This is a genomic window from Pseudomonas sp. SLFW (genome assembly GCF_009905615.1).
Taxonomy (GTDB): domain Bacteria; phylum Pseudomonadota; class Gammaproteobacteria; order Pseudomonadales; family Pseudomonadaceae; genus Aquipseudomonas; species Aquipseudomonas bambusae.
Window position 1 is genome coordinate 1 of record NZ_JAAAKW010000038.1, and the last position, 25,535, is coordinate 25,535.

Sequence of the window (25,535 nt, forward strand, 5' to 3'; positions counted from 1 at the left end):
ACTTGAATCGCGAACGTGATCCTGTGAATAGACAGGCTGCTTGAGATCTGAAGCGACAACTACGTTGACACAGACCGCTCTTGGAAAAAGTGACCCGCCGTAAGGGCGGAACCGTTATCAGCCCCGCCCGCAGCAACGGATATTCACATAACAAGAGGAAGCGCCATTAAGCCTCTCAATTATTCCCGTGCAACTTACTCATCAACTGCGCCTCAGCCTGGGTCAACCCGCACGACTGAGTCAGCTCATCCACACTCGCCCCCATACTCACCAGACGCGCCGCCTGAGCGAAAGACAACGTGGACGGATCCCGCTGCTCCAGCGCCGTCACCTTGTCCGGCAATGGCGAGACCATAGAGCGCAAATCCTGCAGATCCTCGCCCATCTTCACCGTACCACTCTGGTAATTCTCCAGACGCCGGGCCAATTCACGGATGCGCTGGTCCCGCAGCGAGTCAGCCTCGACCTGCTGCGTGGCCAGCGTGCGCAGGCGTTTGGTGTGGGCCATGAACATCGCAACGGACGCGACCCACAACACCGCCAGAAAAATGACCGCAACCTCAAGAATCAATCAGATGTTCTCCAGCTCGGACCACTCTTCCTCGGACATCATCTTGTCCAACTCCACGAGGATCAGCAGCTCGCCGTTCTTGTTGCAAACACCCTGGATGAACTTGGCAGATTCGTCGTTGCCCACGTTCGGCGCCGTTTCGACTTCCGACTGACGCAGGTACACCACTTCCGCCACGCTATCGACCAGGATCCCGACCACTTGCTTGTCGGCCTCGATGATCACGATACGCGTGTTATCGCTGACTTCAACTGGCGGCAGACCAAAGCGCTGACGGGTGTCGATCACAGTGACGACGTTACCGCGCAGGTTGATGATGCCCAGCACGTAGCTCGGCGCACCCGGCACTGGCGCAATCTCGGTATAGCGCAGCACTTCCTGAACCTGCATCACGTTGATGCCATACGTTTCGTTGTCCAGGCGGAAGGTGACCCATTGCAGGATCGGATCTTCGGAACCCTGTGCTGACGACTTCTTCATACCCCTAACCCCTTGCGTGTTGTGCTCTTCAGGCGACGCACTCGCGCCGCCCTGTGTTTATTGGAAGATGCTTTTCAATACAGCTATTTGCGTGCCTGCATCTGCTTGACCGCGCCACTGGCGATCAACTCGGCCAGTTCGGACACGTCCAGCAGCGCGCACATGTGCTCGATGACTGTCCCGGCCAGCCACGGACGTTGACCCCGATGGGTGCGCCATTTGATTTCGTCAGGCTCCAGGCGCAGCGAACGGCTGACCTGATGCACCGCCAATCCCCATTCGTACCCTTGAACCGAAATCACGTACTGCAAACCCTGGCGGAAATCGTCGCGGTAGCGGTCCGGCATGATCCAGCGCGCCGTATCCAGCACTTTCAGATTGCCCGCCTGGCTGGGCAGGATGCCGAGAAACCAGTCCGGCTGCCCGAACAACGGCGTCAGGTCGTGCCCGGCCAACGGATAGATCGACCCCAGGCACACCAGCGGCACCGCCAGCGTCAGGCCCGCGACGTCGAACAGCAGGCATTCGAACGGCTCGGCAGCCCAGTCCGGACGATCATCGGCGGTCGGCGGAGGCGTCGGCGTGCGCTGCGATGGCAGGTGCACTTCGGCGACCGGCTCAACCACCGCCACCGTCGGTTCGACAGTGGGCTCGGAAATAACAGGCTCGACCACCGGCACGACCATCGGCGGTGCGATGACCGGCGGCAATATCACCGGACGCTCCATCACCCGGGCGGCGATCGGCTCGGCAACCGGACGCGCCGCAGGCTGGGCATGCGGCGCAGGCTGGCTGATCGGCGCCGCGGGACGCACAGGCACCGCCGCCGCGACCGCGACCGCCGCCGCGACCGCGACCGCTTCAGCGACCGCCGAACGCATGCGTGCGTCATGGGCCTGCTCTTCGAGCACGGCCGCTTGAAATTCATCGATGCCGTCGCCGACGTCCAGCTCTTCGGTGGCGTCCTGCAACAACGCGTCGAGGTAGTTTTGCAGCGCCAGCTGTGGCCGGGATGCGATGTCCAGAGGGCGGTTCATACAGGAGCCCGAAAATAAGTGATGCGATTACCGCCTGTCTTTTTTATCGGCTGCACTGCAGGCCGACTTGAGCGCGCAGGCGCAAGGCGTGTGAATAAACGATCAGCGGACACTTCAGGCCACCTGCCCGACAAGCTGTTCGGTGAGCATGTGTTTGAGCAGCGTGCGGTATGCCAGCACGCCCCGGCTCTTGTTGTCGAACTGCGACGGCGTGACCCCGGCCCGGCTGGCATCGCGCAACCGGGTATCGACCGGGATATAGGCCTTCCAGACGTGTTCCGGGTAGCTGTCGCGCAGCAGTTTGAGGGTGCCCATCGACGCCTGGGTGCGACGGTCGAACAGCGTCGGGACGATGGTGTACGGCAGCGGCACCTTGCGCGAGCGGTTGATCATCGCCAGCGTGTTGACCATGCGCTCCAGGCCTTTTACCGCCAGAAACTCGGTCTGCACCGGGATCGCCAGTTGCTGACTCGCGGCCAGCGCGTTGACCATCAACACGCCTAACAATGGCGGACTGTCGATGATCGCGTAATCGAAATCCTGCCACAGCTGCGCGAGGCTCTTGGCGATCACCAGGCCCAGCCCGCTCTGCCCCGGCGATTGGCGCTCAAGGGTGGCGAGCGCGGTGCTCGACGGCAGCAGGGAAATGCGTTTGTCGCTGGTGGGCAGCAGCAGTTGACCGGGCAGGCCTTCCGGCACCGCGCCCTTGTGCAAGAACAGGTCGAAGCTGCTGTGTTCCAGCGCATCGGGGTCGTGGCCGAAATAGCTGGTCATCGAACCATGGGGGTCCAGGTCGACGACGACCACGCGCTTGCCCGCCTCTGCCAGCAAACCGGCTAAAGCGATGGAGGTGGTGGTCTTCCCGACCCCGCCTTTCTGATTGGCTACTGCCCAGACTCTCATGTGTTCGCGTTCCCCCCAGCCATCACAACCATGACCGAGACCGATTCAAGGGGCAGGTGACGAAGATTTGACGCCTTGCGGCGGCTTGGCGGGTGCCGGTGCAGTTTGTGTGCCAGCACGACGCAGCGCCGCATCGGGTTTCGCATTGGCGGCGGTGCCGGAGCCGGTCAGGCTGCGACGCACGTCCAGATTACGCGAGATCACCAGCACCACACGGCGGTTGCGGGCACGCCCATCGGCGGTCGCGTTGGAGGTCAGCGGCTGGAATTCGCCGTAACCCACCGAGGCCATGCGCACCGGGTTGATCCCGTCCATGGCCAGCATACGCACGATGCTCGACGCCCGCGCCGACGACAGCTCCCAGTTGCTCGGGTACTGCGACGAGTTGATGGGCTGGTTGTCGGTGAAGCCCTCGACGTGGATCGGGTTGTCGAACGGCTTGATGATTTTGGCCACTTTGTCGATCAGGTCGAAGGCCTGATTGCTGGGCAAGGCATCACCGCTGCCGAACAGCAGGCTGGAATTGAGTTCGATCTCGATCCACAGCTCGTTGCCGCGCACGGTCATCTGATTGGAGGCGATCAAATCACCGAACGCCGCGTTGACGTCGTCGGCAATCGACTTAAGCGGGTCCTGGGCGCCCTGCCCCAGCGCCGCGTCGGTCTGCTCGCTGTCTTGCACCAGCGGGTCGGCCGGGCGCACGGTCTGGGGTTTCTGTTCGCCAATGGGGATCGGCTTGACGCTGCGCTCGGCTTCGTTGAACACCCCGACCAGTGCTTCGGACAGCACTTTGTACTTGCCCTCGTTCAGCGACGAGATCGAGTACATGACCACGAAAAACGCGAACAGCAAGGTGATGAAGTCCGCGTAGGACACCAGCCAGCGTTCGTGGTTTTCGTGCTCTTCGTGGTGGCGACGTCGACGGGCCATCAGTCCATCACTCCATGAAGCCTTGCAGCTTCAATTCAATCGAGCGCGGGTTCTCGCCTTCGGCAATCGACAGCAGGCCTTCGAGCAGCATTTCGCGGTAACGAGACTGACGAATCGCCACGGCCTTGAGCTTGTTCGCCACCGGCAAAAGAATCAGGTTGGCCGACGCCACGCCATAAATGGTCGCGACGAAGGCCACGGCAATGCCGCTGCCCAACTGGTTCGGGTCGGCCAGGTTGCCCATCACATGGATCAGGCCCATGACCGCACCGATGATGCCCACGGTCGGCGCGTAGCCGCCCATGCTTTCAAAGACTTTGGCCGCCTGTATGTCGCGGCTTTCCTGGGTCAGAAAGTCCACTTCCAGAATGCTGCGAATGGCTTCGGGTTCGACCCCGTCCACCAGCAATTGCAGGCCCTTGCGTGAATAGGCATCCAGCTCGGTGTCGGCCACGGTTTCCAGGCCCAACAGGCCTTCCTTGCGTGCGGTCAGGCTCCAGGACACAACGCGGTCGATGCCCCCGGCAAGGTCGATGCGCGGCGGGAACAGAATCCAGATGAAGATCTGAATCGCCCGTTTGAAGGCACTCATCGGCGTCTGCAACAGGCACGCTGCCAGCGTGCCGCCGAGCACGATCAGCGCCGCCGGGCCATTGAGCAAGGCGCCGATATGACCGCCTTCGAGGAAGTTGCCGCCAATGATCGCGACGAACGCCAGAATGATCCCTATGAGCGTCAAGACATCCATCAGAGACACGCCTCGACCAGGTGACGCCCGATGTCATCCAGGCTGTAGACCGCGTCGGCGAGATCGGCTTTGACGATGGCCATCGGCATGCCGTAGATCACGCAGCTGGCTTCGTCCTGGGCCCAGATGTGGCTGCCGCCCTGCTTGAGCAGACGCGCGCCCTCACGGCCATCGGCGCCCATGCCGGTCAGCACCACCGCCAGCACTTTGTCGCCGTAGGATTTGGCGGCCGAGCCGAAGGTGATGTCCACGCACGGTTTGTAATTCAGACGCTCGTCGCCCGGCAGGATTTTCACCGCGCCACGGCCATCGACCATCATCTGCTTGCCGCCGGGGGCCAGCAGCGCCAGGCCTGGACGCAGAATGTCGCCGTCCTCGGCTTCCTTGACGCTGATGCGGCACAGCTTGTCCAGCCGCTCGGCGAAGGCTTTGGTGAAGGCTGCAGGCATGTGCTGGATCAGCACGATGGGGGCCGGAAAGTTCGCGGGCAATTGAGTCAGTACGCGTTGCAGCGCCACTGGGCCGCCGGTGGACGTGCCAATCGCGACCAGCTTGTAGGCCTTGCGCTTGGGCGCGGGCGACGTCGGCGAGTGGGCTGCCGGTGCACGGGTCGGCGCGGGGGCTGGCGCAGGTCGGGTCGTGGCACCGGGCGTCGGGGCCGGACTGCGCAGCGAACCGGTCGCCGGGGCCGGTGCAGCCGGTGCGTGAGACGGGGCCGCGGGCGCACTGCTGTAACCGCTGAAACGACGGTTGCTGCGGGAAATGGTATGCACCTTTTCGCACAGCATTTGTTTGACCTTCTCGGGGTTGCGCGAGATGTCTTCGAAATTCTTGGGCAGGTAATCGACCGCACCGGCATCCAGCGCATCCAGAGTCACCCGGGCGCCTTCGTGGGTCAGCGAGGAGAACATCAACACCGGAGTCGGGCAACGCTGCATGATGTGACGGACTGCGGTAATGCCATCCATCATCGGCATTTCGTAGTCCATGGTGATCACATCGGGCTTCAGGGCCAGGGCCTGCTCGATCGCTTCCTTGCCGTTGGTGGCGGTGCCGACCACTTGAATCGTTGTGTCAGAGGAAAGAATTTCCGAGACGCGCCGGCGGAAAAAACCGGAATCGTCTACCACCAGAACCTTGACTGCCATAAACACTCCGTAGGGCCTGTCCCCTCAGGGGCCATCCCGTTTCATCAACCTCTGATCCACCCGTCTTTCATGGATGGATAACGAACCTGCGGGAGCGAATGTATTCGCGAAGCGGCGGGGCAGACGCTACAGAGGTGTCGCCTGACCGATTTTCGCGAATGAATTCGCCCCCACAAGGTTCACTGCATACCAGGCATCAAATACGCCGCGCGGCGTACCGCTTGAGCATGCTCGGCACATCGAGAATCAGCGCGATGCGGCCGTCACCGGTGATGGTGGCGCCGGACATGCCTGGCGTGCCTTGCAACATCTTGCCCAGCGGTTTGATCACGACTTCTTCCTGACCGACCAGTTGATCGACCACGAAGCCGATGCGTTGGGTGCCGACGGAAAGGATCACCACGTGACCTTCGCGTTGCTCCTCGTGCGCGGCCGAGCTGACCAGCCAGCGCTTGAGGTAGAACAGCGGCAGCGCCTTGTCACGCACGATCACCACTTCCTGCCCGTCGACGACGTTGGTGGTCGAGAGGTCCAGGTGGAAGATTTCGTTGACGTTGACCAGCGGGAACGCGAACGCCTGGTTGCCCAGCATCACCATCAGGGTCGGCATGATCGCCAGGGTCAACGGGACCTTGATGACGATCTTCGAGCCCTGGCCCTTGGTCGAGTAGATGTTGATGGTGCCGTTGAGCTGGGCAATCTTGGTTTTCACCACGTCCATGCCCACGCCACGGCCCGACACGTCGGAAATCTCGGTCTTGGTCGAGAAGCCCGGCGCGAAGATCAGGTTGTAGCAGTCGGTGTCGCTCAGGCGATCCGCCGCATCCTTGTCCATCACCCCACGCTTGACCGCGATGGCGCGCAGCACCGCCGGGTCCATACCTTTGCCGTCATCGGAAATCGACAGCAGGATGTGGTCGCCTTCCTGTTCCGCCGAGAGCACTACGCGACCGCCACGGGCCTTGCCCGATGCTTCGCGCTCTTCCGGCGATTCGATGCCGTGGTCAACCGCGTTGCGCACCAAGTGGACCAGCGGGTCGGCCAGGGCCTCGACCAGGTTCTTGTCGAGGTCGGTTTCTTCACCGACCAGTTCAAGGTTGATTTCTTTCTTGAGCTGACGGGCCAGATCGCGAACCAGTCGCGGGAAGCGACCGAAGACTTTCTTGATCGGCTGCATCCGGGTCTTCATGACGGCGGTTTGCAGGTCAGCGGTGACCACGTCCAGGTTGGACACGGCCTTGGACATGGCTTCATCGCCGCTGTTGAGGCCCAGGCGCACCAGACGGTTACGCACCAGCACCAACTCGCCGACCATGTTCATGATTTCGTCCAGCCGCGCGGTGTCGACGCGCACGGTGGTTTCGGCTTCGGTCGGGGCCTTGTCGGCGGCTGCCGGTGCAGGTGCCCGGGCCGGTGCTGTCGGTGCCGGTGCTGCCGCTGCAGGGGCTGGCGCAGCGGCCGCTTTTGCAGGCGCAGGTGCCGCAGCCGGAGCAGACGCGGCCGCCGGTTTGGCTGGCTCGGCTTTGGGGGCCTCGGCCTTGGCCGGTTCGGCTTTTTTCACGGGTGCCGTGGCAACGGGCGCGCTCGCGGCAACGTCCGCCGAGAAGGTGCCCTTGCCATGCAGTTGGTCGAGCAGCGCTTCGAATTCGTGATCGGTGATTTCATCTGAAGCCGGGGCGCCGGACTCGGCAGCGGCAGGCGCGGCCGCCACTGGAGCAGGGGCAACGGCTGTCGCTGTGTCGGCGGAAAACGAGCCTTTGCCGTGCAGTTGATCAAGCAACGCTTCGAATTCGTCGTCGGTGATTTCATCGCTGGCAGGCGCGGCAGCCGGCGCAGAAGACGCAGCCGGTGCAGCAGCAGGCGCCACGGCATCGACCGCGAACTGGCCTTTGCCATGCAGTTGATCCAGCAGGGATTCAAACTCGGCGTCGGTGATTTCGTCGCTGGCGGCTTCCGTTGCAGGCGCAGCGGGTGCAGGTGCCGGTGGGGCAGACACGGCTGCGCTCGCCGCTTCCGCCTTCACGGCATTCAGCGAGTCCAGCAGTTGTTCGAATTCGTGATCGGTGATGTCGTCGGAAGGCGCTTCGGCCACCTCTTCAACCACCGGCGCAGGGGCAGCGGCGATTTCGTCGGCAGACGCAGGCTCGGCCAGACGCGACAGCGCGGCGAGCAGCTCAGGCGTGGCCGGGGTCACGTCCGAACGCTCACGGACCTGGCCGAACATGCTGTTGACGGTGTCCAGTGCTTCGAGCACGACATCCATGAGTTCCGCGTCGACCCGGCGCTCACCTTTGCGCAGGATGTCGAACACGTTTTCGGCGATGTGGCAGCATTCGACCAGCTCGTTGAGCTGGAGGAAGCCTGCGCCCCCTTTTACAGTGTGAAAACCGCGAAAAATTGCATTGAGCAGGTCCGCATCGTCCGGTCGGCTTTCCAGCTCGACCAACTGTTCGGACAACTGCTCCAGAATCTCGCCGGCCTCTACCAGAAAATCCTGAAGGATCTCTTCATCGGCGCCGAAGCTCATTGGGGGTGCTCCTAAAATTAACCGTCAACCGATCCAGGAGCTGCGTCGATGGCCTGCGCGCATTGCCTTCGTCGAGACATTGGCGCGCAAGCCCACAGCCACTTTCACATAGAACCCTGGCTCTGGATTTCAGAAGCCGAGGCTGGATAGCAGATCGTCTACATCATCCTGACCGGATACGACGTCTTCACGTTTATCGGCATGAATCTGCGGACCTTCACCCTTGGAATGAAGTTTTTCCTGTTCTTTTTGCTTACGGAACTCTTCCTGGTCGTGTTCGATCCCGGCGAAGCGATCGACCTGACTGGCCATCAGCACCAACTTGAGCAAATTGCTCTCGACTTCGGTCACCAGCGTGGTCACACGCTTGATCACCTGGCCGGTCAGGTCCTGATAGTCCTGAGCCAGCAGAATGTCGTTCAGGTGACTGGCGACCTCGTGGGTCTCCTTCTCGCTGCGGGTCAGAAAACCTTCGACGCGGCGGGCCAGATCACGAAACTCTTCAGCACCGATTTCGCGGCGCATGAAGCGGCCCCAATCGACGCTCAACGCCTTGGCGTCGGCGCTCAGGCCGTTCATCAGCGGTGTGCTCTGCTCCACCAGGTCCATCGTGCGGTTGGCCGCGCCTTCAGTGAGGCGGACAACGTACGACAGACGCTCGGTGGCATCCGTGATCTGCGACACTTCCTCGGCTTGCGGCATGTGCGGGTCAATCTGGAAATTGACGATTGCACTGTGCAGCTCGCGCGTCAGCTTGCCCACTTCCTGATACAGGCCGCGGTCCCGGGTCTGATTAAGCTCATGGATAAGTTGCACGGCGTCGCCGAACTTGCCTTTTTCGAGGCTGGCGACCAGTTCTTGTGCGTGTTTCTTCAGGGTCGACTCGAAGTCACCCATTGTCGAATCTTTGGAATCCATAGCGCCCTCACAGCGGACATCAGGAATTGACGCGCTCGAATATCTTCTCGATCTTTTCTTTGAGCACCTGAGCCGTGAAAGGCTTGACCACGTAACCGTTCACGCCCGCCTGAGCGGCTTCGATGATCTGCTCGCGCTTGGCTTCGGCGGTCACCATCAACACAGGCAGGTGACGCAGACGTTCGTCGGCACGCACCTGACGCAGCAGGTCGATGCCGGACATGCCAGGCATGTTCCAGTCGGTCACCAGAAAGTCAAAAGCACCGCTCTGCAGCATCGGCAATGCGGTGGTACCGTCATCTGCTTCGGCCGTGTTGGTGAACCCAAGGTCACGCAACAGGTTTTTTATGATCCGCCGCATCGTTGAAAAGTCATCAACGATGAGGATTTTCATGTTCTTGTCCAATTCGACCTCCAAGCAGTCTTTAACGCGCCCAGTGCCTGGACGCGCGTTCAATCAATACCGGCAACATCGCTCCACCGGTCACACGAAAACGAGGGGGCCTTTCGAAGAAACACGTGATGAGCGCCACGGAAAAAGTCCGAAGACCTGATCCCAGCGGCTCCTGCCTTGTCCCTCTTGCTTCCCACACAACGCCTTGCACAGCCGGCCTTACCACCCAAAACGCAGGCATCTTTGTGAAAAGACGGGCCCGCGTCAATGCGTCAACGCGCGCGCCATTCTCCCAACCGGCCCCGCAGACGTGCGGCGCACTGGCTATGCAGCTGGCTGACACGGGATTCGCTGACCCCCAAGACCTCCCCGATCTCTTTGAGGTTCAGCTCTTCGTCGTAGTACAACGCCAGCACCAGGCGCTCACGCTCGGGCAAGTTGGCGATGGCGTCCGCCAGCGCGCTCTGGAAACGTTCATCTTCCAGATCCCGCGACGGTTCGAGCGACTGGCTCGCGCCGTCCTCGTGCAACCCTTCATGCTCGCCGTCCTGCAACAGGTCGTCGAAGCTGAACAAGCGGCTGCCCAAGGTATCGTTCAGAATCCCGTAGTAATCGTCGAGACTCAATTGAAGTTCGGCCGCAACTTCATGATCTTTAGCGTCGCGACCGGTTTTCGCTTCAATTGCACGAATCGCGTCACTGACCATGCGCGTATTGCGGTGGACCGAGCGTGGCGCCCAGTCCCCCTTGCGCACTTCATCGAGCATCGCGCCGCGAATACGAATGCCGGCGTATGTCTCGAAACTCGCACCCTTGGTGGAGTCGTATTTGGTCGACACTTCGAGCAGGCCGATCATGCCGGCCTGGATCAGATCCTCGACCTGCACGCTGGCCGGCAGACGCGCCAGCAAGTGGTAGGCGATGCGCTTGACCAAAGGGGCATAGCGCTCGATCAGCTCATACTGAGAATCTTTGGACGATTTGCTGTACATGCGATAGCCACTTGCAGTCATGACACAGGCCCTGCACTGGTCTGATGAACCAGGCGCTCAACGAAAAATTCAAGGTGGCCTCGCGGGTTCGCCGGCAATGGCCAGGTATCGACCTTCTGCGCAATGGCCTTGAACGCCAGCGCGCATTTGGAACGTGGAAACGCTTCGTACACCGCACGCTGTTTCTGCACGGCCTTGCGCACGCATTCGTCGTACGGCACGGCGCCGACGTATTGCAGGGCCACGTCGAGGAAACGGTCGGTGACCTTGGTCAGCTTGGCGAACAGGTTGCGGCCTTCCTGCGGGCTCTGCGCCATGTTGGCCAGCACGCGGAAACGGTTCATGCCGTAGTCGCGGTTCAGCAGTTTGATCAGCGCGTAGGCGTCGGTGATCGAGGTCGGCTCATCGCAGACCACCAACAGCACTTCCTGCGCGGCGCGCACGAAGCTGACCACCGATTCGCCGATCCCGGCAGCGGTGTCGATCACCAGTACGTCCAGGTTGTCGCCGATGTCGCTGAACGCCTGAATCAGACCTGCGTGTTGCGCAGGGCTCAGGTGAACCATGGTCTGGGTGCCCGACGCCGCAGGCACGATGCGCACACCGCCCGGGCCCTGCAACAGAACATCGCGCAGCTCGCAGCGTCCTTCGATGACGTCCGCCAAGGTGCGTTTAGGGGTCAGCCCCAACAATACGTCAACGTTGGCGAGACCCAGATCGGCGTCCAGCAACATGACGCGACGTCCCAACTCGGCCAGGGCCAGCGAGAGGTTCACTGACACGTTGGTCTTGCCGACGCCACCTTTGCCACCGGTCACCGCGATAACCTGTACGGGATGCATGCTGCCCATGTTAATTTTTTACCTTGTCTTGCTTAGACCAAAGCCACATTTCGGGCTGCACGTTCACTGCGTGAACAATGCTTGGCAGACCATCGATGCAGGTATATTCCACTGTCATTTTCCTTACCTAGCCCGCGCGCTTGCCGGGGCTGTGATAAAGATCCGCAAACATATCCGCCATCGCTTCCTCGCTAGGCTCCTCCTGCATCTGAACGCTGACAGCCCTGCTGACCAACTGATGCCGACGTGGCAGATGCAGATCATCCGGAATGCGCGGGCCATCGGTGAGATAGGCCACGGGCAATTCATGTGTCACCGCCAGGCTCAGCACTTCGCCGAGGCTGGCGGTTTCGTCGAGCTTGGTCAGGATGCACCCGGCCAAACCGCAACGCTTATAACTGTGGTACGCCGCCGTCAGCACCTGCTTCTGGCTGGTGGTGGCGAGCACCAGGTAATTGCGCGCCTTGATCCCGCGACCGGCCAGACTCTCCAGTTGCAGGCGCAGGGCCGGGTCACTGGCTTGCAGGCCGGCGGTGTCAATCAACACCACACGCTTGCGCAGCAACGGCTCCAGCGCCTGAGCCAGCGATTGACCGGGGTCAACGTGGGTCACCGGCACATTCAGGATGCGGCCCAGCGTCTTGAGCTGTTCCTGCGCCCCGATGCGGAAGCTGTCCATGCTCACCAGCGCGATGTTTTGTGCGCCGTACTTCAACACGTAACGCGCCGCCAGCTTGGCCAGCGTCGTGGTCTTGCCCATGCCTGCCGGGCCGACCATCGCAATCACACCGCCCTCTTCCAGCGGCTCGACATCCGGGGTGACGATCATGCGCGCCAAGTGCGCCAGCAACATGCGCCAGGCGTGAGGCTGATCGTCGGTGTCCGGCACCATCGCCAGCAGGTCACGAGACAGAGGCCCTGACAGACCGACGCGTTGCAGACGGCGCCACAGGTTGGCCTGCTGCGGGCGGCTGCCTTGCAGTTGGTTCCAGGCCAGGGAACCCAGCTGGACTTCCAGCAGTTCACGCAGGCCATTCAATTCAGAGCGCATCGAGTCGTACGCACGCTGGCTGATGCCCGGCTCGGCCGATTGACGCTCGGCGCGTTCAGCACGATCAGCCGCAATGGCCGCGTGGATCGACGGGCGAAACGGTTCGTCCAGCGTCGGTTCGATCTGTTTGCTGTCGTCCATGGCCACGCCGGTGAACAGCTGGCGATTGGCGACGGTGTCCAGCTCGCTGCGATGGGTCAGCTCGGCCTGAGCGGTCACGATGCGCGATTGGGTCTTGCGCAGTTCGTCTTCCAGCTCGATGTTCGGCACGCGCGGGGCCAGCGCAGACAATTTGTAGTCCAGTGCGGCAGTCAGTTCCACACCGCCCGCAATCCGCCGATTCCCGATGATGGCGGCTTCAGCGCCCAGCTCATCGCGAACCAGTTTCATGGCTTGTCGCATATCGGCGGCGAAAAAACGCTTAACTTGCATGACTCACTACCTCAGCCGTTCGGCCCGACAGTCGCTACGATGGTGACTTGCTTATTGTCAGGAATTTCCTGATACGCCAAAACATGCATGTTCGGAACGGCCAGGCGTCCAAAGCGGGACAACATGGCGCGAACCGGACCTGCGACCAACAAAATAACCGGCTGACCCTGCATCTCCTGACGCTGCGCCGCTTCGATCAACGAGCGCTGAAGTTTCTCAGCCATGCTCGGTTCGAGGAGAACGCCTTCTTCCTGACCCTGTCCTGCCTTCTGCAGACTATTGAGCAATATCTGTTCCAACCTTGGCTCAAGCGTGATAACAGGCAGCTCCGGCTCAATGCCGACAATGCTTTGCACGATGGCGCGGGACAATCCGACCCGTACGGCCGCCACCAATGCGGCGGTATCTTGACTCCGCGCAGCGTTGTTGGCGATGGCCTCGGCAATGCTGCGAATATCGCGTACCGGGACCTGTTCCGCCAGCAGCGCTTGCAACACCTTGAGCAGCGCCGACAACGACAGCACGCCGGGTACCAACTCTTCAGCCAACTTGGGCGAGCTTTTAGCCAGCAACGTCATCAGCTGCTGAACTTCCTCGTGCCCGATCAGCTCATGAGAGTGTTTGTAGAGAATCTGGTTCAAGTGGGTTGCCACTACGGTGCTGGCGTCGACCACGGTGTAGCCGAGAGACTGCGCCTGGGCACGCTGGGAAATCTCGATCCAGACCGCTTCGAGCCCGAACGCCGGGTCTTTGGCAGTGATGCCGTTGAGGCTGCCAAACACCTGACCGGGGTTGATCGCCAACTCGCGGTCCGGGTAAATCTCGGCCTCGGCGAGGGTCACGCCCATCAGCGTCAGGCGGTAGGCGCTCGGCGCCAGGTCGAGGTTGTCGCGAATGTGAACGGTCGGCATCAGGAAGCCCAGCTCCTGCGAGAGCTTCTTGCGCACGCCCTTGATCCGCGCCAGCAGTTGACCACCCTGGTTGCGGTCCACCAGCGGAATCAGGCGATAGCCCACTTCCAGGCCGATCATGTCGATCGGCGTCACGTCGTCCCAACCCAGCTCTTTCGACTCCTGGGCGCGATTTGGCGCAGGCAGCAAGTCCTGCTGGCGTTTGACTTCCTGGATCGCGGCCAGCTTGACCATGTTCTGTTTCTTCCACAGCAGGTAAGCGCCACCCGCCGCCGCCAGCCCGAGGCTGATGAACGAGAAGTGCGGCATGCCGGGCACCAGACCCATGACGATCATGATGCCAGCGGATACGGCCAGTGCCTGGTGCGAAGCGAACATCTGGCGCTTGACCAGCTTGCCCATTTCTTCCGAACCGGAAGCACGGGTCACCATGATCGCAGCGGCGGTAGACAGCAGCAGGGACGGCAATTGCGCCACCAAACCGTCACCGATGGTCAACAGCGCGTAGACCTTGCCCGCGTCAGCAAAGCTCATGCTGTGCTGGATGATGCCCACCAGCATGCCGCCGATGAGGTTGATGAACAGAATCAACAGACCAGCGATGGCGTCACCGCGAACGAATTTACTGGCACCGTCCATGGAACCGTAGAACTCAGCCTCTTGGGCGACTTCCAGACGACGGCGCTTGGCTTCGGGCTGATCGATCAGACCGGCGTTGAGGTCGGCGTCGATGGCCATCTGTTTGCCGGGCATCGCGTCGAGGGTGAAGCGCGCGCTCACCTCGGAGATACGACCGGCACCTTTGGTCACGACCACGAAGTTGATGATCATGAGGATCGCGAACACCACGATACCGACGACGTAGTTACCGCCGATCACCACTTCACCGAACGCCTGAATCACCTTACCGGCGGCGGCATGACCGTCCTGCCCGTGAAGCATGACCACACGGGTGGACGCGACGTTGAGCGCCAGCCGGAGCAAGGTGGCGACGAGCAGGATGGTGGGGAATACCGAGAAGTCGAGCGGACGCAGTGCGTAAACGCAGACCAACAGTACGACGATGGAGAGCGCAATGTTGAACGTGAAAAACACGTCCAGCAGGAACGGCGGCATGGGCAACATCATCATTGCCAACATGACCAGCAGCAAGAACGGCACGCCCAACTGACCACGACCCAGACCGGCCAGGCCAACGCGAGCGTTAGAGATTAACTGTGAGCGATCCACCGATTCCGTACCTGCGCGTTGATCAAAACTTTGACGCCAGAGGCGTTGTAACAGGGTTATTGCAAAAACCTGTCCAACTTGTGGGATGGGTGAAAAATGCCAGAGTGCCATCACGTAGAAATGTGGAGACGTTGGCATTTTTTTGGGAGTGGCCAGGGACCGGTGGAGAGCTGGTTTGTGCGGTTTGAGACGCTAACGACTCGCTCCATCAGGCACGGGCACGTTTAAGCCAATGTAGGAGTGAGCTTGCTCGCGATAAGGCCCGAAGGGCATCCGTGTAGCAATCGAGAGCCTTACGAATCCCGTCTCAAATCCGGCGGAATCGGCAAGTTGTCATTCAACGGATCAGGCCGCTTGCCGCGTCCCGCCTGGAACTGGCGGATCTGGTACACGTACGCCAGTACCTGCGCCACGGCCAGGTACAGCCCTGCCGGAATTTCCTGTTCCAGCTCCGTGCTGTAATAAATCGAACGCGCCAGCCCTGGCGATTCCAACAGCAGAATCTGATGCTGCGCCGCGATCTCGCGGATTTTCAACGCCATGAAATCCGTGCCCTTGGCCAACAGCACCGGCGCCCCGCCCTTGTCCGCGTCGTACTTCAAGGCCACGGCATAGTGGGTCGGGTTGGTGATGATGACATCCGCCTCGGGCACCGCCGCCATCATCCGCCGCTGCGACATCTCGCGCTGCAACTGACGAATACGACCCTTGACCTCGGGCCGCCCCTCATTGTCCTTGTGCTCGTCGCGCACTTCCTGCTTGGTCATCAACAGCTTCTGACGCGCCTGATACAACTGCACCGGAACGTCGATCGCCGCGATGATCAACAGCCCCATCGCCATCCACAGCGTGCTCCAGCCCACCAATTGCAGGCTGTGCACGACCGCCATCTCCATGGGCTCGTGAGCAATGGCAAGCAGGTCTTTTTTGTCCTTGGACAGCACCACCACCGCCACCGTCAGGACGATCAAGAACTTGCCGAACGACTTGAGCAATTCGATCAGCGCCTGAGGCGACACCATGCGCTTCAAACCGGCGAGCGGGTTCAGGCGGCTGAATTTGGGCGATAGCGAATCCGGCGCGAACAACCAGCCGCCCAGCGAAATCGGGCCGATCAGCGAAGCGATCATCAAAGAGACCAACAGCGGTGTCACCGATGCCAAGGCGGCCTTGCCGGACACCATCAACATCAGGCCCATGCTGCGCTCATCCATCAACGCCTCGCGGGTGATGGTGAAGTTGTCGCGCATCAAGTGCATCATCATCTCGGCCATGGACCCGCCGAACGCCAGCAGGCCCGCCGCGCCGACGACCATCACGATGACCGTGTTCAGGTCTTTGGAGCGGGCAATCTCGCCCTTCTCCCTGGCGTCACGTCTGCGCTTGTCCGTGGGGTCTTCTGTCTTGTCCTGACCGCTTTCGCTTTCTGCCATGTCAGTGCGCCTTGACCATGTCCCTGAGTACCTGCAAGGCTTCGACCGCCAGCGGCTGGTACTGATTGAGGATGTCGCCGAGTGAGACCCACAGAATCCCCATGCCCAGCACCAGCGTCAACGGAAAACCGATGGTGAAGATGTTCAACTGCGGCGCGGCGCGGGTCATGACACCCATGGCGACGTTGAGCACCAGCAGCGCCGTAATCGCGGGCAGCACCAGCACCAGCGCTGCACCGAAAACCCAACCCAATCGCACCACCAATGCCCAAAAGTCCGACGGCATCAGCCCCTGCCCCACCGGCAATGTCGTGAAGCTTTCAACCAGCACCTCGAAGACCACCAGATGGCCATTGGTGGCGAGAAACAGCAGCGTGAGGAGCATGGTGAAAAATTGCCCGATGATTGCGCTCGACACCCCGTTGATGGGGTCGATCATCGACGCGAAGCTCATGCCCATCTGAGTCGCCACGATTTGCCCGGCGATCACGAACGCCTGAAAAAACAACTGTAAAGACAACCCAAATGCTGCGCCGATGATGATCTGCTGAGCCACCAGCAACAGTGCACTGAGGTCCAGGGCGTGAACTTCGGGCATGGGCGGAAGGCTCGGGGCGATGACCACCGTGATGGCCAACCCGAAATACAGGCGAATGCGTCGGGGCACCAGGGTCGTGCCGATGATCGGCATGGTCATCAGCACGGTCACGATCCGGAACAGCGGCAGCACGAACGCTGCCACCCAGCTGCTGATCTGCGTGTCGGTCAGCGCCAGTACAGGCTCCATGCGCCGGTCAGCCGATGACTTGAGGAATGCTGGTGTACAGCGAAATGATGTATTCCATGAAGGTGCGCACCATCCACGGCCCGATCACGATCAGGGTGACCAGCATCACCAGCAGACGTGGCAGAAAGCTCAAGGTCTGTTCGTTGATCTGCGTGGCGGCCTGAAACATCGACACCAGCAGGCCCACCACCAGGCTCGGGACAACGAGAATCGCCACCATGGTGACGATCAACCAGAGGGCTTCGCGAAAAATATCGAGGGCGACTTCCGGGGTCATGCCAGGCACTCCGTATCAAACAGGGTCATACGCCACCAAAACTGCCGGCCAGCGTGCCAATGATCAACGCCCAGCCATCCACCAGCACGAACAGCATGATTTTGAACGGCAGGGAAATGATCAGCGGAGACAGCATCATCATCCCCATCGCCATCAGGACGCTGGCGATCACCAGGTCGATGATCAGGAATGGAATGAAGATCATGAAGCCGATCTGAAACGCGGTTTTCAGCTCCGACGTCACGAACGCCGGAACGATGATCGTCAGCGGCGCAGCGTCTGGGGTCGGGATGTCGGTGCGCTTGGACAGGCGCATGAACAGCTCCATGTCGCTGGAACGGGTCTGCGCGAGCATGAAGTTCTTGATGGGCACCTCAGCCTTGGCGACCGCGTCCTGGGCTGTGATCTTCTCGGCCAGATACGGCTGCAAGGCGTCATTGTTCACGCGGTCGAACACCGGGGCCATGATGAACAGCGTCAAAAACAAGGCCATGCCTGTGAGGATCTGGTTCGACGGTGTCTGCTGCAAGCCCAGCGCCTGACGCACGATCGAGAACACGATGATGATCCGGGTGAAGCTGGTCATCAGCATGACGAACGCCGGAATAAAACTCAGCGCCGTCATGATCAGCAGGATTTGCAGGCTGACCGAGTATTCCTGCTGGCCGTTGGCGCCGGTGCCCAGCGTGATCGCCGGAATCGACAACGGGTCGGCGGCGAAGGCCATCGGGGCTGCCAGCAACAACAGCAGCGTCAAAACGATACGCATCAGTTCTTGTCCTTCTGACCCGGATTGCCAAGGCCGTCATTGCCCGCGCGGCCTTTGTCGCCTCGGGAGGCACCCATGCCCTTATTGCCCAAGGCTTCCAGCAGGCGCCTGGCGAATTCAGGTGTCGTGTTTTGCGTGTCCGGCACGACCACAGGCTCATTCATCACATGCAGCGCCGTGATACTCCCGGGGGAGACACCGAGCAATACTTGCTCGTTGCCGATCTGCACCAGCACCAGCCGGTCACGAGGCCCCAGCGCGCGGGAACCGACCAGCTCGATCACCTGATTACCGGCAGGGCCTGCACGCTGCACGCGACGCATCAGCCAAGCCAGCACGAAGATCAGGCCGACCACCAGCAACAGGCCCAACACCAGTTGGGTCAATTGCCCGGCGACACCACTGCCCAGCGCGCTGGACACTTGCGGAGCGGCCGCTGGTGCAACCGTTGAGGCCACGGTAGCCGCAGCGGGGGCAACAGCCGGGCTGGCATGCGCGACCGGCGCCGCCGGATCGGCGGCGATGACGAGCCAGGACGTGGCCAGCAGCGCCAGCCCCGACAGGGTCTTGAGCCCCTTCACCCAGAAACCGCCCACTTAACGCAGCTTCTTGATGCGTTCGCTCGGGCTGATCACGTCGGTCAGGCGGATGCCGAACTTCTCGTTCACCACCACCACCTCACCGTGGGCGATCAACGTGCCGTTGACCAGCACGTCCAGTGGCTCACCCGCCAGACGATCCAGCTCGATCACCGAACCCTGGTTCAGTTGCAGCAGGTTGCGGATGTTGATATCGGTGCTGCCCACTTCCATGGAAATGGACACGGGAATGTCGAGAATCACGTCCAGGTTCGGACCGTCCAGCGACACCGGGCCGTGGTTCTTCGGCATGCTGCCGAACTCTTCCATCGCCAGACGATTGGTCGAGTTCCCGGCATCGGCCGCCAACAGCGCGTCGATGTCAGCCTGACCGCCCTCGCCCGCTTCACCCAGGGCGGCAGCCCACTCGTCGGCCAGTGCCTGGTCGTCTGTGGAGTTCATTTCGTTTTCATCAGCCATGGTGATCCTCGACAAGCATTATTCGTTTACACAGCACATTTTGAAGCTGACGGCAAAGCGTCAGCGGCGTTCGACCGGCTCGACCACTTGCAGGGCCAGATTGCCCTTGTGCGAACCCAGCTTGACCTTGAACGACGGTACGCCGTTGGCGCGCATCACCAGATGATCGTTCAGCTCCACCGGAATCACGTCACCCGGTTGCATGTGCAGGATGTCCCGCAGTTTGAGCTGCCGACGGGCCACCGTGGCGCTCAACGGCACCGACACGTCCATCACGTCCTGCTTGAGCGCGTTGACCCAGCGTTCGTCCTGATCGTCCAGATCGGACTGGAAACCGGCGTCGAGCATTTCACGCACGGGCTCGATCATCGAGTACGGCATGGTCACGTGCAGGTCGCCGCCACCCCCGTCGAGTTCGATATGGAACGTCGAGACCACAATGGCTTCACTCGGGCCGACGATGTTGGCCATGGCCGGGTTCACTTCCGAGTTGATGTACTCGAAGTTGACTTCCATGATCGCCTGCCAGGCCTCTTTCAGGTCGATGAACGCCTGATCCAGCACGATCCGCACCACGCGCAGCTCGGTCGGGGTGAATTCCCGGCCTTCGATCTTGGCGTGACGGCCGTCGCCACCGAAGAAGTTGTCCACCAGCTTGAACACCAGCTTGGCGTCCAGGATGAACAGCGCGGTGCCGCGCAACGGCTTGATCTTGACCAGATTCAGACTGGTCGGCACGTACAGCGAGTGCACGTATTCGCCGAACTTCATCACCTGCACGCCACCCACCGCCACGTCCGCAGAACGGCGCAGCAGGTTGAACATGCTGATACGGGTGTAACGGGCGAAACGCTCGTTGATCATTTCCAGGGTCGGCATGCGTCCGCGGACGATGCGGTCCTGGCTGGTCAGGTCATAACTCTTGACGCTGCCCGGTTCGATAACGCTTTCGGTCTGCACCAGACCATCGTCCACGCCGTGCAACAGCGCGTCGATTTCATCCTGGGACAGCAGGTCTTGCACGGCCATGTCGTGGTCCTACTGCAGTACGTAGTTAGTGAAAAGAACCTGTTCGATGACGCTTTTGTTCAGCTCCTTCTGTCCGACTTCCTGCACCACCGCGGCAGCCTTCTGACGCAGCATTTCCATGCCGACAGGGGTCGCGATGGTGTCGAACGGCTGGCCGGAGAACATCATCACCAGGTTATTGCGGATGACCGGCATGTGCACCTTCAGCGCTTCCAGGTCCGCGTGATCACGGGCCAGGAGGGTAATGCTGACCTGCATGTAGCGCTGACGGCCGTTGACGTTGTAGTTGACGACAAAAGGCGGCGTCAGCGGTTCGAAGATCGCCTCTTTCTTGGCGTTTGCGGCCTCGGCGACAGCCGCTGGATCAGGCTTGCTTTCGGCCTTGTGCATGATGAACCAGGTCGCGCCGACCGACAGACCAATGGCCAGCAACAAGCCCACCACCACCAGAATGATGACCTTCAACTTGCCTTTCTTCGCCGGGTCTTTAACTGCGTCGTCGCTCTTCGCCATGCCAATAATCCGTCACTATCCAAGGGGTTCGGTGTTGCGTGACAGAGGGAGAGCAAGGTGTGTGCCAGAACGGCAGCGGCGAGCTTTGAGCGGCAAGCTTCGAGGAAAAGCAGAGAAGCAGTTTTGAGTAGTTTCGTGGAAGGAGCGCGATCACGCCTTTGATTCTGGCCGCAGGCCGTGGGAGCTGGCTTGCCTGCGATCTGGCGCGAAGCGGCAGCAAACCCAGACGCCCCGGTTGTGTCAGAGACACCTCGGATAAAGGGTTTGCTACTGCTGCGCAGCAGATCGCAGGCAAGCCAGCTCCTACGCCTTCGGCAGAAGCGGGCTTGCCGTGAGAGATCAGGCGTAATAATCGACGGCGCTGGAGCCCACGACCGTCAACGGCGCGTTGGCCGCTGCGGAGGCTGCGTCAACCGGGGCGCCGTCGGCGATGAGGTCGCTGTCGCTGGCACCGCCGACGCCGCGCGAACCGTTACCCCGCTGGCCGTCGCCGGACTGTTGCTGCTGAGCCTGTTGCTGCCAGCCTTGGGACTGGTCAGACACGTTGACGTTGACCTGCCCCATGCCTTGCTGAACGAACGATTCACGCAGACGGCCCATCTGGCTTTCCAGCGCTTCACGGACACCGACGTGGGCGCTCATGAAGGTAACTTGGGTCTGCTGGTCTGCCGCCATATTGACGCGGATGTCCAGACGGCCCAATTCAGCCGGTTGCAACTGAATGTCGGCCTGTTTCAGGTTTTGACTGGACAGGTACATCACGCGATTGACCACGCCTTCGGTCCAGCCGCTCTGGTTCATGGCCAAGGGCTGGTTGATCAGCGGCGCGGGCGCTGGCGTGCTGGTCCTCACTTGTGCAGCCTGGGACAACGCGGCCAGACGCTCGGCAAAGTTATCGACGCGGGTGTCGCTGGTGGCGGTCTTGACGTCTTTCAGGCCATCGGCGAGCAAGCCGCTGAACGCCTTGTCACCCCCGCCTTCCGTGGCGTCTTTGTCCGCCGCCTTGTCGCCCAGCGCCGCCAGCGTGCCTGCCAACATCTGGGCAGGGTCGGCATTCGTGTCCTGCTTGGCGTCGGTTTTGCTCGCGTCGTTGGTGTGACCGTTCAATTGGGCGGTCTGTTGGGTCTTGTTCTGCAGCGCGACTTGCACCGCCGTCAGACCTTCAAGCGGGTCGGCCGACGGATCGAATTGATCGTCAGTGGCCGTCGTCGGCGCCTGAGCAACAGGCGGCGCAACCACCGGAGCCGCAGTGGCTGCCAGCAACGCAGGGTCAACCACAGGCTGCACGTCTACCACCGGCGCAGGGACCGGCGTCTGAGGCGCGACGACCAACAGCGAAGGATCAACGACCGGAGCCGCTACCGACCCATCCGCCACCGGGGTCGCGTCGGCCGCATTGGCCGCTTCGGTGGTGTCATCTTCGCTGTCGTCGTCATCGTCGTCATCGTTGTCGCTACTGCTGCCCTTGCCCTCGTCGCTGTCCTTGGCGTGAACGGATTTGGCAGGCAAGGCATTGCCGTTTTCGGCAACGGTCTTGTCGGAAGCGGCAGACGTTTGTTTGTCGTCGTGCTTGTTGTCCGCCGCCGAAGTCTTGGCGCTGGCCGGCTTGGACGGACTGTCGTCGACGGAATTCGACTTCGGCGCAGACTGCTTGGCGAACACAGTGGAAAAGCTGGAAGCCTTGTCCTTGACGGGGTCCGGGGCCTTCGCCGACGTGGCGGCGCTGGCTTTCTGGGCTTTGGCAGCCGTCAGAGCCGTCAGTAGGGGGTTGTTGGCGAGGGCCATGTTGATCTCCGCAAGGACACGATTACCCAGAGACCTAGCAAATGGCGGGCCACATCTGTATCAACTCGGTTTTCCAGTGGTCGCGACGTGTCAGTGTCGAGTCAGCGTGGTCTGTAATTCAACGTCGAAAAGGTCCCGCACCACGTTGAATTCCAGATGAATGGCCCGAACCAGCTCCGAAATCCGCGCGCCGCTGACAGCGCTTTGATCCCGGACGAGCTCTTCGAGCTGGTGGCACAATTCCGCCAGATGCGAAGCACCCATGTTGCCGCTGCTGCCTTTGAAGCTGTGGGCCATCGAGCGCAGGGTTTGCAGTTGAGTGGGTGACGCCGGGGAGAAATCGGGGTGGTGAATCAGCCCGTTCAGATCCGTGACACGGGCCTCCGAGTCCTTGATGAAGATGTGCAGCAATGCCGGGTATTCGGTTTCCATGACATCGCGCAACGTACTGAGTACGGTCAAATCCACATGAGTGTTCAATGCTTGCTCGCTCCTTGATCAAGATGCGCGGGATTATGCCAGACCCTCCCACGCAAACTCCACAGACGCCGTGCGGCCATCCTCCGACCAGCGACACCGGTCGCTGAGTTGACGCACCAGGCTCAGACCTCGCCCGGACAATTGATCGACCGCAGGCGGCAATGCCAGCACATGCTCGGCGTTGAAACCATTGCCGCTGTCGTGCACCTCGACGGTCAGGCGTCCACCCTGCCCCATCGGGATTACCTGGAAATTAAAGCGGATGAACCCGTCTTCCAGGTTATCCAGCCGCTCACCGCGCTGCTGATAGTACAGCGCAAACCCTTCGGCGTTCTGCTTGAGCGCCGAATCCAGCCCCAGCACCCCGTGTTCCAAGGCATTGCTGTACAGCTCGGCCAGCACGATGTAGAGCTCGCTGCTCTGCTGGCGCAGGCCATGAACCTCCTGCAACAGCTGCAAGAGATAGGGCAACGGATTGAAGCGTTTGAGCGTCGAGGCGCGGAATTCGAAACTCGCAGACCAGTCGAGCGGGCTGGAATCGCCGCTGTCGGTGTAGATGACCGACGGCGGGCCGAGGGATTCCGGCTCGGTGAAGCCCACTTCCAGCATGCTGACGTCATCCCGCACCTGCCCGCGAAACCGCGCCAACGCCCATTGCACCTCTTCGATCAGCATCGCCGGGTTGCGGTTGGTCACGAACACGTTCTGCAAACGCCGGGCGCCGAACATCTCGCCCGTTTCGTCAGTGCTGTCCACGACGCCGTCGGAGAGCAGGAACACCCGATCACCGGGGCCGAAGGGATAGACCTGGGTGTTGTCATCGAACGTGCCGGCACTCAACACGCCCAGCGGCAAGTGGGCAGACACCAGCGGCGTGTGCGGGCGACCGTCGCCATGCAGGAGGTAACCGTCCGGCAAACCGCCATTCCACACCTCGACCAAGTGCTGCTTGAAGTTGACGGACAGCAACGCGGCGCAGCAGAACATGTCCACGGGCAGGATACGCTTGAGCTTGGCGTTCATCTCGCGCAGGGTTTCCGGCAGACCGTACCCCTTGGCCGTCATGCCATAGAACACCTCCGCCAGCGGCATCGCGCCCACTGCCGCAGGCAGGCCATGGCCGGTGAAATCTCCAAGCAGCACGTGCATGTTGCCGGACGGCGCCCAGGCCGCCAGCAGCAAATCGCCGTTGAACAGCGCGTAAGGCGATTGCAGGTAGCGGATGTTCGGCGCGCTCAGGCAACCGGAGTGAGCGATCTGATCGAATACCGCCTTGGCGACGCGCTGTTCGTTGAGCAGGTACTTGTGGTGCCGGGCAATCAGGTCGCGCTGTTGCAGGACCGTTTCCTGCAACAGCCGCAGGCGGTTCATGGCGTTGATCTTCGCCGCCAGCACCACCTGGTTATAGGGTTTGGCGACGAAGTCATCGCCGCCCGCATCGAGACAGCGAGCCAGGCCTTCGCCTTCGGTCATGGAGGTGAGGAAGATGATCGGCACCAGCGATTCGCCCGCCAGTTCCTTGATCCGACGAGCAGCCTCGAAACCGTCCATCACGGGCATCAGGGCGTCCATCAGGATCAGTTGCGGGCGGCGCTGTTCGAACAGCGCCACCGCTTCGGCCCCATCGCACGCGCTCAGCGCCTCATGGCCCTGACGGCTGATGATCGCCGAGAGCAGCATGCGGTCGCTGGCATTGTCATCGGCGATGAGGATCGTCAGGCGCTCGGGTGGCGCGGAACCCACCATCAGCCGATGCGGAAGAGTTTGGAGAAGTTGGAGATGGCGAGGATTTTCTGAACGTCGTTGCTGCAGTTTTCCAGCCGCACATCGGAGCGATCGCCACCGGCGTGGTCGCGCAACAACAGCAACATGCCCAATGCCGAGCTGTCGAGGTAGTTGGTTTCCTTGAGGTCGACCACGTACCGTTTGGCCTTGTTTTCCTTTTCGTAGGCACCGCGGAAGTCCTGGTGCGTCGAGAAGTCAAAGCGTCCCTTGATCTTGATGGTCAGTTGCTGCTCGTCTGCAGAACGATCGGAAGTTACTGACATGACAAATCCCTTATGTGAAACGGTGTCAGACGGGTGAAGTTTTAGCATTGGTTTTGCGGCGCGGCAAATGGAGTTTGCTGTGGGTTGTAGAGCGCGTGAATATCCATTTCTTCGGTAACGGCGACTTACGGTTCCGCCCTTACGGCGGGTCACTTTTTCCAAGAGCCCTCCATGTCAGGATAGTTGTCGCCTCTTCATAGCTGGAGAGCGTAGGACTATCACATGAAACAACGTCGCTATAC

The 25,535-nt window shown here is 61.2% G+C and carries 26 protein-coding genes; all 26 read right to left on the reverse strand.

Features of this window, described 5'->3' with window-relative positions; translation table 11 throughout:
- Positions 1 to 175: 175 nt before the first annotated feature.
- The gene (locus GVN17_RS28795) at positions 176 to 571 is read right to left on the reverse strand and encodes a DUF2802 domain-containing protein (RefSeq protein WP_166598667.1); all 396 of its coding nucleotides are present in this window, start codon (positions 569 to 571) and stop codon (positions 176 to 178) included.
- The gene (locus GVN17_RS28800) at positions 572 to 1,051 is read right to left on the reverse strand and encodes a chemotaxis protein CheW (RefSeq protein ID WP_062385949.1); all 480 of its coding nucleotides are present in this window, start codon (positions 1,049 to 1,051) and stop codon (positions 572 to 574) included.
- Between the two features lie 83 nt (positions 1,052 to 1,134).
- Entirely contained in the window at positions 1,135 to 2,088 is a 954-nt protein-coding gene (locus GVN17_RS28805) for a CheW domain-containing protein (RefSeq protein WP_166598668.1), read from the reverse strand.
- Between the two features lie 114 nt (positions 2,089 to 2,202).
- A complete protein-coding gene (locus GVN17_RS28810) occupies positions 2,203 to 2,991 on the reverse strand; it encodes a ParA family protein (RefSeq protein WP_166598669.1) in 789 nt (262 codons plus the stop codon).
- A gap of 45 nt (positions 2,992 to 3,036) precedes the next feature.
- Positions 3,037 to 3,921 carry a flagellar motor protein MotD gene (motD, locus tag GVN17_RS28815; protein WP_166598670.1) on the reverse strand — a complete coding sequence of 295 codons (885 nt, stop codon included), beginning with the start codon at positions 3,919 to 3,921 and terminating at the stop codon, positions 3,037 to 3,039.
- A 7-nt stretch (positions 3,922 to 3,928) separates the two neighbouring features.
- On the reverse strand, positions 3,929 to 4,669 hold the full coding sequence (locus GVN17_RS28820; RefSeq protein WP_166598671.1) for a flagellar motor protein: 741 nt from the start codon (positions 4,667 to 4,669) through the stop codon (positions 3,929 to 3,931).
- Complete coding sequence (locus tag GVN17_RS28825) at positions 4,669 to 5,817, reverse strand: chemotaxis response regulator protein-glutamate methylesterase (protein WP_166598672.1); 1,149 nt, start codon at positions 5,815 to 5,817, stop codon at positions 4,669 to 4,671. Before GVN17_RS28825 ends, GVN17_RS28820 begins: the two co-directional genes overlap by 1 nt.
- Before the next feature lie 196 nt (positions 5,818 to 6,013).
- The gene (locus tag GVN17_RS28830; RefSeq protein WP_166598673.1) at positions 6,014 to 8,344 is read right to left on the reverse strand and encodes a chemotaxis protein CheA; all 2,331 of its coding nucleotides are present in this window, start codon (positions 8,342 to 8,344) and stop codon (positions 6,014 to 6,016) included.
- A 129-nt stretch (positions 8,345 to 8,473) separates the two neighbouring features.
- Positions 8,474 to 9,262: a protein phosphatase CheZ gene (locus GVN17_RS28835; protein WP_166598674.1), complete on the reverse strand. Its 789-nt coding sequence runs from the start codon at positions 9,260 to 9,262 to the stop codon at positions 8,474 to 8,476.
- A gap of 19 nt (positions 9,263 to 9,281) precedes the next feature.
- Positions 9,282 to 9,656, reverse strand: a complete 375-nt coding sequence (locus tag GVN17_RS28840; RefSeq protein ID WP_175500148.1) for a chemotaxis response regulator CheY — start codon at positions 9,654 to 9,656, stop codon at positions 9,282 to 9,284.
- A 272-nt stretch (positions 9,657 to 9,928) separates the two neighbouring features.
- Complete coding sequence (gene fliA / locus GVN17_RS28845; RefSeq protein WP_081568863.1) at positions 9,929 to 10,669, reverse strand: RNA polymerase sigma factor FliA; 741 nt, start codon at positions 10,667 to 10,669, stop codon at positions 9,929 to 9,931.
- A complete protein-coding gene (gene fleN, locus GVN17_RS28850; RefSeq protein ID WP_166598675.1) occupies positions 10,666 to 11,499 on the reverse strand; it encodes a flagellar synthesis regulator FleN in 834 nt (277 codons plus the stop codon). The genes fliA and fleN overlap by 4 nt, the downstream gene beginning before the upstream one ends.
- A gap of 118 nt (positions 11,500 to 11,617) precedes the next feature.
- Positions 11,618 to 12,973 (reverse strand): flagellar biosynthesis protein FlhF, encoded by a 1,356-nt coding sequence (gene flhF / locus GVN17_RS28855; protein ID WP_166598676.1) that lies wholly within the window; start codon positions 12,971 to 12,973, stop codon positions 11,618 to 11,620.
- A gap of 11 nt (positions 12,974 to 12,984) precedes the next feature.
- On the reverse strand, positions 12,985 to 15,114 hold the full coding sequence (flhA, locus tag GVN17_RS28860) for a flagellar biosynthesis protein FlhA (protein WP_166598677.1): 2,130 nt from the start codon (positions 15,112 to 15,114) through the stop codon (positions 12,985 to 12,987).
- A gap of 293 nt (positions 15,115 to 15,407) precedes the next feature.
- Positions 15,408 to 16,547, reverse strand: a complete 1,140-nt coding sequence (gene flhB, locus GVN17_RS28865) for a flagellar biosynthesis protein FlhB (protein ID WP_166598678.1) — start codon at positions 16,545 to 16,547, stop codon at positions 15,408 to 15,410.
- 1 nt (position 16,548) lies between these two features.
- A complete protein-coding gene (fliR, locus tag GVN17_RS28870; protein WP_166598679.1) occupies positions 16,549 to 17,334 on the reverse strand; it encodes a flagellar biosynthetic protein FliR in 786 nt (261 codons plus the stop codon).
- Positions 17,335 to 17,341: 7 nt separating this feature from the next.
- On the reverse strand, positions 17,342 to 17,611 hold the full coding sequence (gene fliQ / locus GVN17_RS28875) for a flagellar biosynthesis protein FliQ (RefSeq protein WP_166598680.1): 270 nt from the start codon (positions 17,609 to 17,611) through the stop codon (positions 17,342 to 17,344).
- Positions 17,612 to 17,636: 25 nt separating this feature from the next.
- Positions 17,637 to 18,380, reverse strand: coding sequence for a flagellar type III secretion system pore protein FliP (gene fliP, locus GVN17_RS28880; protein WP_166598681.1), 744 nt, complete (start codon positions 18,378 to 18,380; stop codon positions 17,637 to 17,639).
- Positions 18,380 to 18,838 carry a flagellar biosynthetic protein FliO gene (gene fliO / locus GVN17_RS28885; protein ID WP_371928641.1) on the reverse strand — a complete coding sequence of 153 codons (459 nt, stop codon included), beginning with the start codon at positions 18,836 to 18,838 and terminating at the stop codon, positions 18,380 to 18,382. The genes fliP and fliO overlap by 1 nt, the downstream gene beginning before the upstream one ends.
- A gap of 138 nt (positions 18,839 to 18,976) precedes the next feature.
- Positions 18,977 to 19,438: a flagellar motor switch protein FliN gene (gene fliN, locus GVN17_RS28890; protein WP_166598682.1), complete on the reverse strand. Its 462-nt coding sequence runs from the start codon at positions 19,436 to 19,438 to the stop codon at positions 18,977 to 18,979.
- Positions 19,439 to 19,498: 60 nt separating this feature from the next.
- Positions 19,499 to 20,467, reverse strand: a complete 969-nt coding sequence (fliM, locus tag GVN17_RS28895; RefSeq protein WP_166598683.1) for a flagellar motor switch protein FliM — start codon at positions 20,465 to 20,467, stop codon at positions 19,499 to 19,501.
- Between the two features lie 9 nt (positions 20,468 to 20,476).
- On the reverse strand, positions 20,477 to 20,980 hold the full coding sequence (gene fliL / locus GVN17_RS28900; protein WP_166598684.1) for a flagellar basal body-associated protein FliL: 504 nt from the start codon (positions 20,978 to 20,980) through the stop codon (positions 20,477 to 20,479).
- 339 nt (positions 20,981 to 21,319) lie between these two features.
- Positions 21,320 to 22,765, reverse strand: coding sequence for a flagellar hook-length control protein FliK (locus GVN17_RS28905; RefSeq protein WP_166598685.1), 1,446 nt, complete (start codon positions 22,763 to 22,765; stop codon positions 21,320 to 21,322).
- Between the two features lie 90 nt (positions 22,766 to 22,855).
- A complete protein-coding gene (locus GVN17_RS28910) occupies positions 22,856 to 23,245 on the reverse strand; it encodes an Hpt domain-containing protein (RefSeq protein WP_166598686.1) in 390 nt (129 codons plus the stop codon).
- Positions 23,246 to 23,278: 33 nt separating this feature from the next.
- Positions 23,279 to 24,991, reverse strand: a complete 1,713-nt coding sequence (locus tag GVN17_RS28915) for a fused response regulator/phosphatase (RefSeq protein WP_166598687.1) — start codon at positions 24,989 to 24,991, stop codon at positions 23,279 to 23,281.
- Entirely contained in the window at positions 24,991 to 25,293 is a 303-nt protein-coding gene (locus tag GVN17_RS28920) for an STAS domain-containing protein (protein ID WP_166598688.1), read from the reverse strand. The genes GVN17_RS28915 and GVN17_RS28920 overlap by 1 nt, the downstream gene beginning before the upstream one ends.
- Between the last annotated feature and the right edge of the window lie 242 nt (positions 25,294 to 25,535).